The sequence below is a fragment of the Lysinibacillus sp. FSL M8-0216 genome (genome assembly GCF_038595555.1).
Taxonomy (GTDB): Bacteria; Bacillota; Bacilli; order Bacillales_A; family Planococcaceae; genus Lysinibacillus; species Lysinibacillus fusiformis.
The window spans coordinates 2,397,892-2,415,480 of record NZ_CP152007.1 but is presented as its reverse complement, the minus strand read 5'-3'; the positions used below and the strand labels follow the sequence as shown (position 1 = coordinate 2,415,480).

Genomic DNA, 17,589 nt, shown 5'->3' with positions numbered 1-17,589 from the left:
AATAAATGAATAATCCTATACAACTTAACCCGAAAGAGATGATTAACGCTTATTTGCTCTTTTTTGTCGTGCACGGCGCTCAAATTGGGGTCGGCATACAGGGATTTCAACGTATTATCTATCAAGATGCAAGGCAGGATGCATGGATTTCAGTTCTTATAGCAGGTATTGCTACACATATCGTCACATTTTGTATGATTAAAACTTTAGAGATTTACGGCTCCAATGATCTATATGGTATTCAACAAGATATTTTCGGAAAATGGATTGGCAATTTTTTAAATGCTTTGTATGTCACTTATTGCACCGTCGCCTTTTTTTCTGTTTTGCGTAATTACATTGAAGTGATCCACGCATGGATTTTCCCTAGTATTGGAACATGGTTTCTGTCAGCTACTTTATTAATCATTATTATTTATGCCTTTACAGGTGGGCTTCGAGTCATAGTCGGTGTATCTTTTTTCAGCATCATACTATCCCTATGGATTTTACCGATGCTAGCCTTTCCAATGAAGTATGCCTCTGCGGAAAGTTTATTTCCAATTTTTGAAAACGATATTCGTTCCATTTTAAAGGGTGCCCATTCCATGACCTTTACCATTATCGGCTTCGAAATCTTAAATGTTATTTATCCCTTTGTAAAGGACAAAAAAAATATCCGCAAGCCTGTTCATTTAGGGCTGTTGTTTACAACATTGATTTATGTTGTAGTCATGATGGTGTCCATTGCTTATTACAGTGAGGGAAAATTACTAAAAACAATTTGGGCAACATTAACATTGTTTAGTTTTATTAGCTTCCCTTTTATAGAGCGCTTTGAATTTATAGCTGTTTGTTTTTGGATGCTCATTATTATACCGAATCTATGTCTATACTTATGGGCTGCTTATCGCGGGGTCATTCGATTAGTTAAAATACGGGCCACGACATTTGTTTGGATATTTTCCATCATCGTTTTCATTTTCACAATGATCATTCAAACCCGTACAGAAATCAATACGATTAACACCGTATTTGGCAATATAGCATTTTACGTTATTTTTATTTACCCTATTTTGTTATGGATCTTGGCTATTTTAAAAAAGAAGTTTTCATCAAAGAAGGTGCCCAAAAATGAACAAGCTTAGATGCTCTTTTATTGTTTTTCTGTCATTGATTTTTTTATATGGGTGTGCTCAAACGAATGTATTGGATAAAGTAGGATTAACCACACTAGTTGGCTACGATGTAGGAACAGAAAGCAAAATAGCTGCGACAGCCGTTATTCGTGAAGTCAATCCAGAGTTCCAAAGCAAAGTGGAAGTTTTGACGACAGAAAATGAAACGAGTAAAGGAAATCGTATGGAAGCAAACAGGAAGCTTTCTAAAAAAATAATGGTCGGTCAAATGAGGGTTATTTTGTTTGGTGAAGAATTAGCAAAAGAAGATTTACGTTATTATATTGATACTAGTCTAGAAAATGCAAGCGTCAGCAACGGTATTTATATGGCCGTAGTGGAAGGTAAAGCAGCACCATTTCTGAATTACGAATACAAAAATATTGAGGATATTGGTCAGCATGTATTCAGGTTAATCGAGCAAAATGTGAAACAGGAATATATGATTTCAGCGACACTTCATCAGATTGCTCATGATTATTATTCCATTGGACGAGATTTAGCTATGCCTACCATCAAAAGAGATGGTGAGTTTGTGGAGCTAAGTGGCGTGGCTCTCTTTAAAGGTGGCAAAATGGTTAGTACGCTTCCAGCAAAAGATAGCTTTTATGTAAAAATTGTCAGAGATACGTTTAAAGTAGGTTTATATGAAACCATTTTGGAGAAAGAAGATATTCCACCTCAATTACTCCATAAACCTGCGGATAAAATAACTGTTGCTTTTGATGCCATCCACTCTAATAGAGAGATGAAATTAATTGATGCAAAAACTCCTGAGTTCGATTTAAACATTAAAATCAAATCAAGGGTATTAGAAGTATTTCCAGATATTAATCAAGGTGACCGAGAAAGCGTGGCAGCCCTTGAAAAAGCCATCGAAAAAAAATTGTCGAAGGAAATAGCAAGAGTCATTGCTCATAGTCAGGATGTGGAATCCGATATTTTTGGCTTTGGTGAGAAATATAGAAGCGTTGTGAGACATTCCAATTTAACAAAAGACAAATGGCATGAAATGTATAAAGATATGAAAGTAAATGTGAATGTTGATTTTGTGGTCTTAAGAGACGGTGTTTTTGAATAAGCTATTGCCCATCATGGCCTGTCATAATGGTTATAAAATGATGGAAGAACATGTCATAGTGTATATCAAATGCAATACGATGTTTTTTTTCTCCGTTATTTACATTTTCAAATGGTCGTGTTTCAGCAATGCTCTGCCCTCTAGCAGGTCCATCTAATTTCTCAATGACCGTTACAGGGTAATATTCATAAATGAACATCTCAGGATAAATCGTTGCCATTAGCGTTAACGCATCATGGACGGGGCTACCTAGTAGTGACGGGTCCCGTTCCTGATAAAATTTTGTATAGTATTCCATTAGAGGTTTGAGGATTTTTGTCTTGCCAAATGAGTCTATATAATCAACCATCCCAGGCGTAACAATAGCCTTCTGTGTAGCATTCAATGGAATAATTGTGACATTTTTTGCATAGGTGAGCACAATATTTGCCGCAAATGGGTCCCCATGAAAGTTTGCTTCTGCTACGGTCGTAACATTACCTGGCACCCAAAAAGCCCCACCCATAATATAAAATTCCTTCACATGTTGCATGAGCTGATTATAAAGAATAAACATGGTCGCTAGTGATGTAAGACGCCCAATATTAACAATGATTAGCTCATCATCCTTATATTTCTCGATAATTCGAACGATTTCCAAAAAGTTTTCAATTTTTATTTCATGATCTTCGTTCGGAATAATGGGACCAAGCCCATGCTCTCCATGTATTTCTGGATAAAATGTTGGCTGTTCGCCAGTTAGAGGAATCTCTGCTCCTAAAATAACGGGAATTCCCTCGGGAAAATCAAATAATTTCATGACATAATAAATATTAGATACAGCATCTTTTCTTGAGACATTTCCATAATCAGCAATTAACCCAACGATTTCGATTTCTTTGTGTAATCTTGCATAAATCAATGCTATCGTATCGTCGATGCCAATGTCTCCGAATAATAACACCTTTTTCTTCAAACAAAAGCCTCCCTGTTACTGCCAATTTACCTATTCTTATTGTACGGTTACTCGGTCAAAGACGACACTGATTGTTTACTTTTTTGGGAAAATTAGTACATAAAAAACCCATTTGCAATTGGCAAATGGGCTTCGAAACGAATACTTTAACGATTATGTTCAAGGAACTGATAAACCGCCATCATTTCTTGCTTATTTAACTCTCTAATACGATTGAAAATAGGAATTTGCGCCACTGCTTCCAAGTGGTTTCCTTCCGTTACAACATCACTGACGATACCCGTTAGCCATGTATGTACGTCAATGTCTTCGATAATTGCCTTTTGGCCCTCATCATTAATACCAGTTGCACCACAGCTAACGCATGGAACCGTTAATTTGTAGACACCGTCATGTAGTCCATCCTCCGTTAGAACCTTTTTCCCCTTACAGAATGGACATGGATGACTCCCTTTCACTTTATTGATTTGCGTCACTATTTTTTTATAGCCGAAAGCTTCATAAACATACGTCAGTTTTTTATATTTACCATTCGTAAAATATTGATCAATGATGGTGTCTCTCGTTTCATAAATATTCGGGAAATCACAAATTGTTACTTGGTTTTTACGGCTGATGGCAGCAATATTATCTTTGATTTTATCCCAGAATGGTAATGTGTTTTGCAGAACAATCTCGTAGCCAACAAAGCTGGCAAGCTCTAATTCCAGCATTTTCAGCGATACTTGCGCTTCTCTTGGCAGTAATGAAACATCCTGTATCAATGACATATCACTGCCTACAATGGCTTTGATTTTGTCAAGCTGTGGTAAATCGCCTACTAGTTTGATGACCTCATCAATCGGTTGACGGATTATTTCTCGAATATCCGTGTCACCAAAGCGTAATTTCTTTTGGTGATTAAGGACAGAGCCATGACAAATTGGGCAAGGGACCATCTCTCTTGTTTCCTTCATTTGCTCTTTAATGATGGATTTAGAGATGACCATATAACGGCCAATAATAAAATTAAAGCCTTCCCATTTTTTGGAGGATTTTGTTGCTTTATCATAAAATGATTTGTCCCAATAACCATATAAAAATGTATGCTTTTCATCTTCAGTCATATCATTATAGCTCTTACTGATGTCTTGACCCAGTTCATTTTTGATCTCTTCAAAAAGGAATGCTAATTTTGAATGTTGGTAGTATTTAAGAACATCCATCACCTCTGGATACAATAAACCGTCCCAGAATGGCACATTTTTATGTTGAATGACTAAATCAAAATCGAACTCTTCAATCTGTAATCGACCCGAACAGCTAGGACAATGATTTTCTTGGCTAAAGAAATCAAAGCTTCTCGTATCCTTATTCGTCGGATGAGCAGCCACAATATGATTGATGAGACCACCTATTTCATATAGAAAACTATATTGGCTGTATAAATGTCTTTCAAGATCAATCGCAATGACAGGCGCAATCTTATTCGATTCATATTCACCGTAAATTAGACGGGCCATTGATGAGAGGCTTTTTAAGATGCCACCTTTGTATATATTTTCGGCATGTTTAAAATAGCGAATAGGATTGTCTTGTAAGTAATGAATACCCTTTTTCGATGCTAATGTAGATGTGATTTTTAGGTCAGTGGTGCTTTTCGTATGGTGCGATTGTTTAAAATATGCTTCATGATCCACTACATCAAGATGTGTCACTGGCCCCTGCTGTCTTTTACCAAAGTCTACAATATAATCAGAGCTTTCAAGCATGTAGGCATTATGCTCAATCATGACAATGGTGATTGAATCATCTTTCAGAATATCCCTAATACTATCAATAAATTGGTTTAAAATATTTTGTGATAATCCTTTAGAAGGCTCATCAAAAATAAACAGTGTATGAGGATTTCTCGTATTGGCGAACAGCTCTGACACTAAATGCACACATTGGAATTCACCGGTTGATAGAGTTTGTGTTTTTCTTTCCAGCGTTAAATAGCCTAGACCAAGTTTGATGAGCAAGCTTAAACGTTTATGAGCAATATCTTCCTTTGGGAGTTCCTCGATAATATCTTCAATCGAGCGTTGAAAAATATCATCGATTTCCTCACTATATTTGGTCAATTTCTTTTTAATATCAAGAAATGTCGCAACAGTGGATCGGCTTGTAATCGATTGATTTCGATCTTGCCCAACCATCACTAATTTATCTTTTGGATAGCGCTTTACAAAATCCATTGCAATACACTCATTAACTAGTGTTGATTTTCCACAGCCAGACTCTCCTGTGAAGGTGACAAGTTGATTTTGTGGAATTTCTATCTCGTCTATCTGGATATTGCGGCAATGTAGGTCACGGAATTGATAGAAGGTCTTTGGTTTTAGCTGACTACGTTCCCAATAGATAGCCTGTGGTCGAGGAGATTCCTCTACGATTTTTCCTCCGTATTTTCCACTCCCTGGTCCAAAGAATTGATGCTTATCTGCTGTATCTAAAACCGTATCCGAATGATCAATGAGCCAAATTTGATTTTTAGAGCCAAGTCGTTGAATTTGCTCTAAAATTTTCAAGAGTGTATCATGGTCAAGACCTACGGAGATTTCATCAACAATAATTACCGTATTTTCGCTTGTTGCCATAAACTCAGCTAAATACAGCCTTGTTAATTCTCCACCTGATAATGTGCCCATAATACGATTTAATGTTAAATAGCCAATATTCATCTGGATAATATTTTGAAGAATATGTTGTTTCTCTTCACTAATCTTTAATTCCGCTGATAAGGAATAGATCGTTTCGACACTTAATTGATGGATATCCGAAATACTATATTGTCCACCTCTTACTGTTAGATGGTGCTGTTCTACTTCCTCGCTATAGCGCTTCCCCTGACATTTTTTACATTCAACATTTTTCGTCGTCCCACGCCCTTTACACGTCGGACACCAGCCTAGTGCATTATTGAAGGAGAAAACTTCTGGAGATAAATGAAACTCTTCCGCTAATCGATCACGTATTTCCTTAAATCCACCTGTATGCGTACCGATTGTTGAACGTGGATTCGTAGATATGGATGATTTCCCTAGAAAAAGAACTAATGGCATATCCTCCATTTTAATGGCACTAAAATTCGTTTCCATAATCGCTGGAAACAAATATTGATATTCAGCTTTAGGTAATAAAGAAACAAGACGTTTTTTGGATTCTTCCCCTATTGTTTGACAAAAAGTAGTTTTCCCTGACCCAGACAAGCCTGCAATGCCAAGGGATAGATCTTCGGGTAAGTCGACGTCTAAACGGTTAATATTGTTGGCAATAAGTTGATTAATCTTCATTCTGTTTTCCTTCCGTGTTTACTATTTTTCAAAAGGACACTATATTGACCTATGAAGAGCAACCTTCAGAAAATGAAAGAACACAATTCATTTGAAGGAATTGCGCTCTTTTTCATAAAGGTTGATTCAATTACTAGGCTAATACTTTTTCAAGCTGACTACCCATGTTAGTCCAAGCGTATTTAGCTCCTTCAATTGCTCCTTGACGAGCTTTTGTTTCTTCACTAAATCCACCTTGATCGAGATGTAACTGAGTTGTCCCATCAGATGCTTGTGTTAATGTCCATGTTACGGTTGTTGTTTCACCCGCACTTGTCCAAGTGTAAGATAGTTTGTGTAGCTCTTCAATTTCAAGTACCTCACAATCGACAATACCATCCCACCATTCATTTGGCTCAGCTCGGAACTGGAATTTATGGCCAACAATCGGCTGAAAATCATTGCTCCAAATCCATTTTGCAAGTGTGTCCGAATCAGTTAAGGCATGCCATACTTGCTCGATGGAACTTGTAAATTTAAAATCTAATGCTACATCTGGTTTCATTTGTCTTCCCCCAATAATAAATGTAATTTTGAAATTCTTGCTTTCCAAAAATCTTCGTAAATCGATATCCAATCTTGTATTTCTTTCAATGGAGCCGCATTTAGCCTATATCTTGTTTCCCTACCCTCTTTTCGAGCGATCACAAGACCTGCGTCTTTCAGGATAGTTAAATGTTTTGACACGGCAGTACGTCCCATATCAAAGTGAGCCGTTAATTCGTGAAGCGGTAACTCATCTGCCTTAGCTAATAAATTAATCAATTGGCGTCTTGTAGGGTCAGCAATGGCTACATACACGTCACGCTCTTGATGATTGTTATTCAAAACCACCACCCTTTCTATTAGGACACTAAATGGTGTCCTAATTATAAGACACCGTTTAGTGTCTAGTCAATTATTATTTTGGACATTTTGCTTTGGATTTTATACTTATAAATACAAAAAACACAAAGGTGAGCTCCTTTGTGCATGTATTTATGATGATTGTCTATGGATATTCTGCTTTAGACAAGCCATAGAACAGGCATCCATCGATGTTTTTAGGTTATTTTTAAGCAAGCTCTAATGGTAAAAATGCATATTCCCCATCTCGAATAATAGAACATGTACGAACCTTGATGGGATATTGGAAAAGAGGTCCATCAATCACTGTTGTATGGAATTCTCCCCCTTCTCCACAAGGGTCGATATTACGTTCTTCCAGTTCTTTAATATAATCAGGGGTAAGTACTCGTCCTAAATCCTCTTCTGTCATGCCTAATAACAGATTAACTGTCACCACCATCGTAACAAACCCTAAGCGAATAAACTCATCAACAGCATCCCGATGATTCATCTCCCATAACGGCATGCCAAGCTTTAATCCAACTTTTTTCGTCACCTCATCATGCCAGCAGCCGTGTGCAGGCATATCTAAATCGCCCGTAACTAACACCTCTGCCCCTAGATTTTTCGCATTTTTTAAAAGTTCGATAAATACATGTTCATAATCCGTCCAACTTGCCCCAGCCGTATAGACTGGCAATCCAATAGAATCGGCTTGAGCCTGTATAAGCTCAGGTGGCATACCGTGTGATCGAGAACGTTTCCCTTCCTCCTCCAGCATGACAATCAGACCTATCGCTCGTCCCACCTGTGATGCTTTATATAAAGCTAATACACTATCCTTTCCCCCACTAAATGAAGCGATGAATGGATGATTTTTCGCATTATTTTTCCAGCCAGTTGTTTCTGTCATTTCTATATCTCCTTTTACTGTCCATGAAGATCAATCCTTCTTGCACTCTTATTAGATAGTCGCTAATAAATTGGCTTCTTTCACCTAGGTTATTGATTATTTTACATGATAGAGATGTAGGATATCACCCCTTTATTTTATCACAAGCATGCTAAGAATCTGGATATTTATGTTAAGGTATAGGTAACGGTTGATGGAAAAAGGAGGAATGTTATGAGTGATTATGTAAAAGCACTAAGACAACAGGTTGGGACAATGCCTCTTATTTTGGTAGGTTCAACGGTCATTGTCTTGAATGACAAGAAACAAATTCTTCTCCAGCTACGCTCAGATATAAAAATGTGGGGTTTACCTGGAGGAGCGATGGAGCCTGGTGAAAGTTTAGAGGATACCGCTAGACGTGAACTGTTTGAGGAAACTGGCCTACATACTTCCCAACTTCGTTTGATAACGATGCTATCTGGTCAGCAGGATTATTTTCACTATCCAAATGGAGATGAAGTTTATGGGGTAACGGCCGTCTTTATGGCAGATCAAATAGATGGACAGCTTGCAATGGTTGATGGTGAGAGTTTACAGCTAGCCTATTTTTCTTTAGATGCGTTGCCATCTAATACCGTCAAGAAAGCAATAGATATTATCGATACCTATTTATTAAAGGAAAGCTTCATTAATAAGATGATAGGTCGTGACTTCGTTGAACGGTTTTAAAGCAATGTTATTTGATTTAGATAACACCTTACTTAATAGAGATGAGGCAGTTGATAGATTGTTTTTCAAGCTAGTAAAAATGTGTTACAGGGATGTCGATCATACGTTAGAAAATGAAATGCGACAACAATTTAAAGTATATGATGGAAAATACTTTGGTCAGCATGATAAAACCGATGTTATCGCATCATTTTTTGATGAATTTCCGCCGCAAAACGGCATGCCGAACCATGCTATTCAAGACTTTTGGAATCTTCACTTCCCTCAATGTTTTGCTGTTCATCCGGATACGATAACGTTCATTCATCGTATAAAGCAGCAAGTGAAAGTGGGCATAATTACAAATGGCTCTGTAGAAAGACAAAAAGCTAAAATAGCCTACACAAATTTAGATCGCTGTTTTGATACGGTCATTATTTCTGAGGAAGTGGGATTTAGTAAACCAGATAAGCGTATCTTTGAAGTGGCCTTAAAAAGACTTGATGTCAATCCAGAGGAAACTCTTTTTGTTGGGGATGACTTAGAAAAGGATATTGATGGGTGCCAACAGGCCCATATAAAGGGCGTCTGGTTTAATCCAGACATGCGCAAAAATGACACTGCTATCCAGCCATATGCTGAGATTCATACGTTGGAGCGTTTGGGAAGCTATTTCAAATAAAAGAACAAAACCCCTGAGTTTTCGCTCAGGGGTTCGTGCACGTATTATTAATATGCTTGGGCAAACCAAACGGTATGTTTTGCTTCATTTCCACAGCAAATACAAGTCGTTTTTGTTGTTGGTGGATTGAATGGAATATTGCGAGTCGTGTATTTCGTTTCTTCCTTCACTTTTTCCTCGCACACATCTTCCCCACACCACCCAGCAAGTATCCAACCTGGAATAGTGCCGTTTTCCTTAGCTATTTCAATGTGCTGCTGTAACTGTGGCAGTGTATCAATTGTTGAATGAGTATGTGCCTCTCTGAATCGACGAGCCTTCTCAAGTAAACGTGTTTGCATCGTCGTTAATTCTTCCTCAATGGCTGCCACAATAGTTGATAATTCAATCGTCTGTTTGTCATCCTCATCACGTGCTTTCAGTAAAGCTTGATTATTTTCAAGATCACGTGGGCCTAATTCAATACGAACAGGCACTCCTTTTAGCTCCCATTCATTAAACTTAAATCCTGGCGATTGGTCTGAATCATCCAGTCGTACGCGAATCCCCTTCGCTTTTAATGCCGCAAAAATCGCATCCAGCTGCTCCATAATTTGGGGATTCTTTTTCCAAGGTCCTACTGGAATTAAGACCACTTGAGTTGGAGCAATTCGTGGAGGTAAAACTAATCCTTGCTCATCCCCGTGCACCATAATGACAGAACCAATTAAACGTGTGGATGTCCCCCAAGATGTTGTGTGTACATATTCGTGTTGATTGGCTTTATTTAAATATTTTATGTTAAAGGCTTCTGCAAATTTTGTTCCTAAATAATGAGACGTACCTGCTTGCACAGCCTTCCCATTTTTCATCATTGCCTCAATCGAATACGTATCGACTGCTCCTGCAAAACGTTCTGATGGCGTTTTTTGTCCATCATAAACTGGAATTGCTAGAACTTGTTCCACCACTTCTTTATAAATCTCAAGCATTTGCATCGTTTCTTTACGTGCATCTTCCTCATCCACATGAGCCGTATGCCCTTCCTGCCAAAGGAATTCTGAGGTACGAATGAAAGGCAATGTTTTCTTTTCCCAACGGAAGACATTGGCCCATTGATTAATGAGAACTGGTAGGTCACGGTAGCTTTTAATCCAATTTGAATAAAGATGACCAATCATTGTTTCAGATGTGGGACGAAGTGCTAAGCGTTCTTCTAATTTTTCACCTGCTGCTTCTGTCACCCAAGGAAGCTCAGGTGAGAACCCTTCAATATGATCCTTTTCCTTTTGGAAGAAGGATTCAGGAATTAGCATAGGAAAATAGGCATTTCGATGGCCTGTATCTTTAAAACGACGATCCATTGCCTCCTGTATATGCTCCCAAATTTCGTAGCCATCTGGTTTAAAGGCGATGCAACCACGAACTGGCGTATAATCCATTAAATCTGCTTTTTGAATGGTCTCGATATACCATTTTGAAAAATCCTCTAGTTGTTTTGACATTGTGCTTACCTCCATTTTTTGTAAGTATTCTATTTGATGAATAAAAAAAGCACAAAGCTGTCCTTGTATAAAGGACGTCTTTGTGCTGGACCCGACGTGGTACCACCTTGAATTTAGCTTTAAGCTAATGCTTAAAACCCTCTAGCGTTTAGTAACGAAAACGACTCGGTTATGTTTTTCATAACTTCTCCGTGATAGGTGTTCAGTAAAGAAGCGGTGATATAGCTCTCAGCAAATGCTATATTTTCTGTTTCACTATTCTTACTTACTTGGTCACATCATCAAATTGTAATTTATATTATCTCTCACTTTAGCAAAATCATTCATAAATAGCAATTAATAACTGGAACTATTAGTGAACGACTGGACGATTAAATTTGTAAAATCCTCTACAGAAAGAGGCTTACTAAAATAATAGCCTTGAACATACTCACAGCCATGCTCACGAAGTACGTTTAATTCAGCTTCTTCCTCGACACCTTCCGCAACTACTTGTAGGTTGAGCGCATGAGCTAAAGAAATCATGGCGGAAATCATCGCAATACCTGATTTTTCAGGTACGATATCACGAACGAAAGCACGATCAATTTTAAGTACATCCACAGGGAATTTTTTTAAGTAATTTAAAGATGAATAGCCTGTCCCAAAATCATCTAATGAAATCGTAATTCCAAGCGCGCGCAATTGATTAATCGTATTAATTAAATCTTCTGTATAATCTAGCATGCTCATTTCTGTAATTTCAATTTCTAATAAATGTGGGTCAATGCCTGTTCCCGCAATGACTCCCTTCACCATATCTACAAAGCCTGAAGTACTTATATGAATCGGTGAAATATTAACAGCTACTCGTAATCTGAGATTATGTGATTCATTCCAAAGTTTAGCTTGTGCACAGGCTTTACCTAGCACCCATACACCAATATCATTAATTAGTCCACATTCTTCAGCAAATGGAATAAACCGATCTGGCGGGATATGCCCCAATTCGGGATCATACCAGCGCAATAATGCTTCCATACCAATAATTGTGTCTGTTTTTAAGTCAATTTTAGGCTGGTAATGTAATTCTAAAAGATCCTTTTTTAAAGCTTGATGTAATTTTGTTTCTAGTAAAAGCCATTTATCGTTCGCTTCATCCATATTGTCACGGTAGAGGCGATATTGATTTCCTCGCGTAGATTTAGCAGCATACATCGCAATATCAGCATTTTTCAGTAATTCTTCTACAGTGTTTGCGTGATCTGGGAAAATACTAATGCCTATACTAATACTTGCATAAAATTCATAGTTATCTACTACAAAGCTTTCATTAAAGACACTAATAATTTCCTTGGCCATTTCCTCTATACGATTGACATCATTTAAAATCATGACAAATTCATCACTATTGTGACGATAGAAAGAATTAGAGGTATAATCAATATTCCGTAAACGATTGGACATTTCCACTAAAAACATATCACCGATAATATGGCCAAGCCCATCGTTTATGTGTTTAAAACGATTCACATCAATGAAAAATAACGCAAACTTTTCTCCTGTACGTCGAGATTGATGGAATTCATTTTCTAAACGCTGTTCTAATTTACGACGATTTGGTAGCCCTGTTAATTCATCGTGATAGGCTATGTGGGTAATTTTTTTAATATCCTTTTGCGCTGTAATATCGACGCGTATTGCGATATACTGATAAGGCTTTCCCCGCTCATCGAGGAATGGGAAAATAGTAGTCTTCACCCAATATAAACTGCCATCTTTTGCACGATTGCAAACCTCGCCATTCCACATCTCACCATTACCGATTGTTCTCCACATCTCTCTAAAGAAAGATTTAGGATGATAGCCTGAGTTCAGTAAACGGTGATCTTGGCCTACTAATTCTTCACGCGTATACTTCGAAATTTTACAAAAATGATCATTAACAAAAGTAATTTTTCCGGTACGATCTGTAATTGCCACAATAATGGAACTATTCATAGCGGAAAAAATATCTTGCAATTCTTTAAGACTGTAGTTCATTTGATTACTACTCGGCGTGACATTCATCATTTTCATTCTCCATTCATTAAAATATGAAGGGTTTGGTACTTTTGCTTTATTTTACAGCGAGGTATAAAGTTGTGGTATATCGCCCTTTTTTCTGTAATTATATTATAGTCTTAGAAAAGCAGTTAATTCAACCCAAATATGAAATCATTCAAGTCAAGGTTGGGATAGTTTTTGATATAAAATACAAATATTAGTTATTATTAACACTCTAAAATGTCTAATCTTAAGATTTTTGAATACTTTTGTACTATTGATAGTATTTTCCTTAGGCTATTTCTCCATTAAATACAAAATACTAATAACTTATAAATTTATCACATTGTAAAAATGATCAAACAAAATGCCTTATTGTCACTCATAAGCAGCAGTAAGGCATTTTAATAGCTAGGAGACCCCATATTCTATTGATCCTCCAGATGTTTTAGCATGCTCATTATAAGCATTTAACTGCTCTTGTGATAAATTTAAAATATAATAGTGAAAATTGATGGGCTCTAATCCATGCTCCTCACACATATGTCGATAATATTCATAGCCTTCTCGATAATCAGTCATCTTTATTTCTCCCTTTCACTTGAACTACTTTTCCTTGTACGTATAATATCGTTACATCTCTACTTTATAAATCAACGAATTTTCCGAAATCTTTTTTTAGAAAGATGAAAGCCCAGTCCATTTTACTTAGTATGGCTGGGCTTTTCATAAAATATTCGCGTCGGCTTCCGTCATCTCCATATTCTTTTAAATCCCTAATTGTTTTGCTTGCATATTATAAGCGGAAAGTTGCTTCTGGGATAACTGTAATACATAATAGCGGAAAGAAATTGGTTCTAATCCATAACGCTCACACATTTCACAATAAAATTCATATCCATCTCGATACTTTGACATTAAAAATTCCTCCTTAGTCGAATCTGTTTTATAACAGTTGTTTTTATTTTTATTTAATATATAACAGATTATGATGGACGTCAAGTGCTTATGACAGAAAAAATCATAAACGCTTGCATCGCTTTGCAAGCGCTTATAAACACCCAAAATATGGAGTTTTTGGTATTCAATGGAAAATAAATTTTAGAACGGAGGGAAATACACAATATGAAGAACATCCTAGCAGGAATTATTTTAATAGTAGGTTGGGGAATGATAGCCAATACCCCTGTATTTGCAGCGCCTCTAGCAAAGCCAGCAGTAGAGAATAGGCCAATCGAAGTTGTTGTCAATGGTGAATTTATCAAGCTGGATATACATCCACTAATGGACCGCCATCATCTTTTCGTTCCCATCCGTGCCCTTGCATCACTTGGACTTTCCTATAGTTTTAATGCTAAAACTAAAATGACAACCGTGCAAAATAAAAATGGCGATTACTTAAAAATCACTGCCAATAGCCATTCCGCCTCTAACAATGGACAAGATGTACAAATGGAGGTGCCTGCGCAAAATCGCGAAGGCCGTATCCTTGTTCCTCTCAGATTTGTCTCTGAATCTTTGGGATACGACATATATTTTGAACCCATTCGTCAATTCGTTTTCATTAATGCCAAAGACTATTCGTTTGATTCGTCTATATGGGAGCAGGAGGATCTTCAAGCAGCGCGCAAAGCTGCTATTGCTCTACCTATTAAGGCTGATTTTAAAACACTAGGCACATTTGATGGACATCGCTTACACAGTTATACCTTTCCTATCGGTCGAGCAGATGTATATTATTTACTCGATGGTATATTTACATTTGTGGAAATTAAAAAAGGTCAGGCCATTGCCATTGGACAGCTTTTCCGTGAGCGAAGAGTGCCATCTATAGCCGCAGGGAATATTTCACCCGATATGAGTTTAGATACTGATCCCATCATGGAACCCTATAACTATGGAAATGTGCTTTTTACTGAGTATGAGGACGGTACAGCTAAAGCTATTTACACTGACAAGACCGGACATTTTTTAGAAAAGAAAATGAAGATGGACATTTATTCAGACCTTATACAAAAGCTTCCTGATCAATGATCAATCGCAAAAAACAACCCATCTATCTGTTGAATGGATAGATGGGTTTTCAAATTAATTTGATGCCTGTTGCCAGCTATTTTTTATTTCCTGAATTTGCAGGATATGACGTTGCTCATGGAGATAAATTTGCTCAATCCATTGATCTAGTGGACATTCACCAAGAGCTGGATGCTTCATAGTGCGCTTTGCTAAAGCATCAGCGTCCTCAAGGGTTTCTAAAAACCCAAGAAATTCTTCTCTTGTTGTTGCTAGCAATTCCACCATCTTTTGAACATGGAAAGGATCTTCCGAAGGCTCCACTATGCTTGGCGCTTGAAATTTTCGTGTACGGTCTAACAACAGCTGCATATCCTTTCGTTCAGGAGACGATTGTTCCTGTGATTGTAAGCCCCATGTAACAGCCTTCTTTGTAGCTTCCTCTACTAAAATCAAATGATGACAAATTTGTGCTATACTCCAATTTTGTGCATCTGGCTTGTCATTAAATTCGGTATCACTTAAATGATTAATTTCCTGAAGTAATTGCTCTCTTGTGGCATCAAATTGATCCTTTGCAAGTATAATCATACGCTACCCCCTTCATTCGTTATACCTTTATATTCGACAGAGATAGGTGAAAATCATCTTTCATGCACCATATTAAATGGATTGTTTTCTAAAACCTGCTGTAACTGTTCATCCTCAATATGTGTATAAATTTGAGTGGTTGCTACACTTGAATGCCCTAAAATATGCTGTAAGCTCCTAATATCAGCACCAGCCTTATACATCATTGTTGCCGAAGTATGGCGCAGCTTATGTGGTGTAAGTCGCTCCTTTTGAAGACCTGATTGCTGATTAATACGCTTCACGATTTTAGCAACAGTTTGCCGTGTAAAACGTGTTCCCTTTTGGGAGACAAAAAGAGGCTCATCTCCGTTTCCTTTATATGGTGTTTTCCCACTATTCTCATAGTCTGCTAGTGCCTGCATGCAGCTATCATTCAAGTAAACAGTACGCTCCTTATTGCCCTTCCCGACAACGGTTAAATGACGTCCTTGTATAGAGGTAATATTAAGCTGGCATAGCTCTGTCACACGAATTCCTAAGTTTAAGAAAAACATCATCATACAATAATTTCTTGGCGATGCCTGATTAGCAGGTATGCCATCTATAAATTGTGTAGCTTCTTGAAAATTCATATAGATGGGTCTTTTTCGACCAATTTTCGGTGTTTCTAATTCCTCTGCTGGGTTTTCCTCAATTAGTCGCCGTTTCCCTTTTAAGTATTTGAAAAAGGATTTTAATGTCGCAACCTTCCGTGCCCTTGAAGCTGCAGAATTTCCACGCTGTACCTCACAATACTCCATAAAGTAATAAAGGTCCTCCAGTGTAATATCTCGAATTTCTTCTATTGTAATGGTGGCAATATCAATGACTGCTAAATTTTCTATATCCAGATCCTCCTGGACAGCTGTATGGAAACGGAAAAATAAAGTCAAATCATATTCGTATTCTTTTCTTGTGCGCTGGGACTTTCCTTTGATGGTTGTTAAATATACAAGAAAGTCCTTCATGATTTTTGGTTGTTTTGATTTTTGCATCACAATCACCTCTATTTGCTCTATTTTACCATAAAAAACGTTCCCAAATATAAATTTGGGAACTTTATTGAAAAAACAAGCTACTTTTCTATACTAAAGAAACATATGTTCGATATATACAAATAAAAAAAGATCCCCTTTTTATATAGAGGACCTTCTACTAAATAAGAAAAGAATTGTGACAGTTTTTGGTTTTTAGGTATAAAGTTGACGTTCGATGAATATTAAAATCTAGTATACTTCTATTGCTTTGTGAGGCGACTCGAAAAACAGAAAGGTGGGTAACTACCCATGTCGATTCGTCTCACAACATGCATGGTATTATTTGGAAAAATTGATTATTTTACAAAAACCGAGTATTTCTGATCAGCTTGTTTTGTAAGAGACCAGTTCGTCGATAACATTTGCTGTAGTTTTGTGACCGTTTCCTCATCACACATCAAATGTTGGATACCAGTTTCTAAAAGTTGGTAATCTATCCCTTCTTCTAGGTTAAAGCGCAGGTGCAATAAACGTTGGATGCCAGGCAATGTTACATACTTGATTCGATAATGGCCATGTAACGCATCTAAGAACTCTTGTTCGCCATCCTGAAAAAGTGCCATTGTTTCACTAAATTCATAGTTTGGTACTTGTTCCTGCCAAGCTGATACATCCCCCGCCCGTAAAGCACGTAAGATCTCCTCGTCTGAAAAATTTAATTTAGAAAGTTTATCAAGTTCATAAGCTTGCATTAGATTAATGATTGTCATGAATGTTAGCTCCTTTTATGTATTTACTCACAGTGTACCATGTTTT

At 37.2% G+C, this 17,589-nt stretch carries 17 protein-coding genes; 5 read left to right on the top strand and 12 right to left on the bottom strand.

Features of this window, described 5'->3' with window-relative positions:
* Positions 1–5: 5 nt before the first annotated feature.
* Complete coding sequence (locus MKX57_RS11840; protein WP_008177611.1) at positions 6–1,127, top strand: GerAB/ArcD/ProY family transporter; 1,122 nt, start codon at positions 6–8, stop codon at positions 1,125–1,127.
* Positions 1,114–2,238 (top strand): Ger(x)C family spore germination protein, encoded by a 1,125-nt coding sequence (locus MKX57_RS11835; protein WP_043990350.1) that lies wholly within the window; start codon positions 1,114–1,116, stop codon positions 2,236–2,238. The genes MKX57_RS11840 and MKX57_RS11835 overlap by 14 nt, the downstream gene beginning before the upstream one ends.
* 1 nt (position 2,239) lies before the next feature.
* On the opposite strand, the gene MKX57_RS11830 is transcribed toward MKX57_RS11835, so the two are convergent.
* From MKX57_RS11830 to MKX57_RS11810, 5 genes are all read right to left on the bottom strand, one after another.
* Entirely contained in the window at positions 2,240–3,193 is a 954-nt protein-coding gene (locus MKX57_RS11830) for a nucleoside hydrolase (RefSeq protein WP_107922252.1), read from the bottom strand.
* A gap of 146 nt (positions 3,194–3,339) precedes the next feature.
* Positions 3,340–6,510, bottom strand: a complete 3,171-nt coding sequence (locus MKX57_RS11825; protein ID WP_342550294.1) for an ATP-binding cassette domain-containing protein — start codon at positions 6,508–6,510, stop codon at positions 3,340–3,342.
* A gap of 133 nt (positions 6,511–6,643) precedes the next feature.
* Positions 6,644–7,054, bottom strand: a complete 411-nt coding sequence (locus tag MKX57_RS11820; RefSeq protein ID WP_090001514.1) for an SRPBCC domain-containing protein — start codon at positions 7,052–7,054, stop codon at positions 6,644–6,646.
* Positions 7,051–7,377: a metalloregulator ArsR/SmtB family transcription factor gene (locus MKX57_RS11815; protein WP_036125832.1), complete on the bottom strand. Its 327-nt coding sequence runs from the start codon at positions 7,375–7,377 to the stop codon at positions 7,051–7,053. Before MKX57_RS11815 ends, MKX57_RS11820 begins: the two co-directional genes overlap by 4 nt.
* Before the next feature lie 226 nt (positions 7,378–7,603).
* Positions 7,604–8,290 carry a diphthine--ammonia ligase gene (locus MKX57_RS11810; RefSeq protein ID WP_342550293.1) on the bottom strand — a complete coding sequence of 229 codons (687 nt, stop codon included), beginning with the start codon at positions 8,288–8,290 and terminating at the stop codon, positions 7,604–7,606.
* Between the two features lie 213 nt (positions 8,291–8,503).
* Here MKX57_RS11810 and MKX57_RS11805 point away from each other — a divergent pair, with 213 nt between their 5' ends.
* Together MKX57_RS11805 and MKX57_RS11800 are read left to right on the top strand one after the other, a co-directional pair.
* Positions 8,504–9,001 carry an NUDIX hydrolase gene (locus MKX57_RS11805; RefSeq protein ID WP_107922250.1) on the top strand — a complete coding sequence of 166 codons (498 nt, stop codon included), beginning with the start codon at positions 8,504–8,506 and terminating at the stop codon, positions 8,999–9,001.
* Between the two features lie 4 nt (positions 9,002–9,005).
* Positions 9,006–9,662 carry an HAD family hydrolase gene (locus MKX57_RS11800; RefSeq protein ID WP_043990365.1) on the top strand — a complete coding sequence of 219 codons (657 nt, stop codon included), beginning with the start codon at positions 9,006–9,008 and terminating at the stop codon, positions 9,660–9,662.
* Between the two features lie 47 nt (positions 9,663–9,709).
* Here the strand turns inward: MKX57_RS11800 and proS are convergent, their stop codons facing one another.
* The 4 genes from proS to MKX57_RS11780 form a co-directional block, all read right to left on the bottom strand.
* On the bottom strand, positions 9,710–11,146 hold the full coding sequence (gene proS / locus MKX57_RS11795) for a proline--tRNA ligase (protein ID WP_043990353.1): 1,437 nt from the start codon (positions 11,144–11,146) through the stop codon (positions 9,710–9,712).
* Positions 11,147–11,482: 336 nt separating this feature from the next.
* Positions 11,483–13,198: a GGDEF domain-containing phosphodiesterase gene (locus MKX57_RS11790; RefSeq protein WP_237068830.1), complete on the bottom strand. Its 1,716-nt coding sequence runs from the start codon at positions 13,196–13,198 to the stop codon at positions 11,483–11,485.
* 384 nt (positions 13,199–13,582) lie between these two features.
* Complete coding sequence (locus MKX57_RS11785; RefSeq protein ID WP_090001522.1) at positions 13,583–13,753, bottom strand: transcriptional regulator; 171 nt, start codon at positions 13,751–13,753, stop codon at positions 13,583–13,585.
* A gap of 186 nt (positions 13,754–13,939) precedes the next feature.
* Positions 13,940–14,089 (bottom strand): hypothetical protein, encoded by a 150-nt coding sequence (locus MKX57_RS11780; protein ID WP_008177633.1) that lies wholly within the window; start codon positions 14,087–14,089, stop codon positions 13,940–13,942.
* Positions 14,090–14,296: 207 nt separating this feature from the next.
* Between MKX57_RS11780 and MKX57_RS11775 the strand changes: the two genes are divergently transcribed.
* On the top strand, positions 14,297–15,205 hold the full coding sequence (locus tag MKX57_RS11775) for a copper amine oxidase N-terminal domain-containing protein (protein WP_090001524.1): 909 nt from the start codon (positions 14,297–14,299) through the stop codon (positions 15,203–15,205).
* 54 nt (positions 15,206–15,259) lie between these two features.
* Here the strand turns inward: MKX57_RS11775 and MKX57_RS11770 are convergent, their stop codons facing one another.
* The 3 genes from MKX57_RS11770 to MKX57_RS11760 all read right to left on the bottom strand — a co-directional run bounded on the left by MKX57_RS11770 (position 15,260) and on the right by MKX57_RS11760 (position 17,543).
* On the bottom strand, positions 15,260–15,775 hold the full coding sequence (locus MKX57_RS11770; RefSeq protein ID WP_090001526.1) for a DinB family protein: 516 nt from the start codon (positions 15,773–15,775) through the stop codon (positions 15,260–15,262).
* Positions 15,776–15,828: 53 nt separating this feature from the next.
* Complete coding sequence (locus tag MKX57_RS11765; protein WP_043990366.1) at positions 15,829–16,791, bottom strand: tyrosine recombinase XerC; 963 nt, start codon at positions 16,789–16,791, stop codon at positions 15,829–15,831.
* Positions 16,792–17,129: 338 nt separating this feature from the next.
* Positions 17,130–17,543 (bottom strand): hypothetical protein, encoded by a 414-nt coding sequence (locus tag MKX57_RS11760; protein WP_089986542.1) that lies wholly within the window; start codon positions 17,541–17,543, stop codon positions 17,130–17,132.
* Positions 17,544–17,589 lie beyond the last annotated feature (46 nt).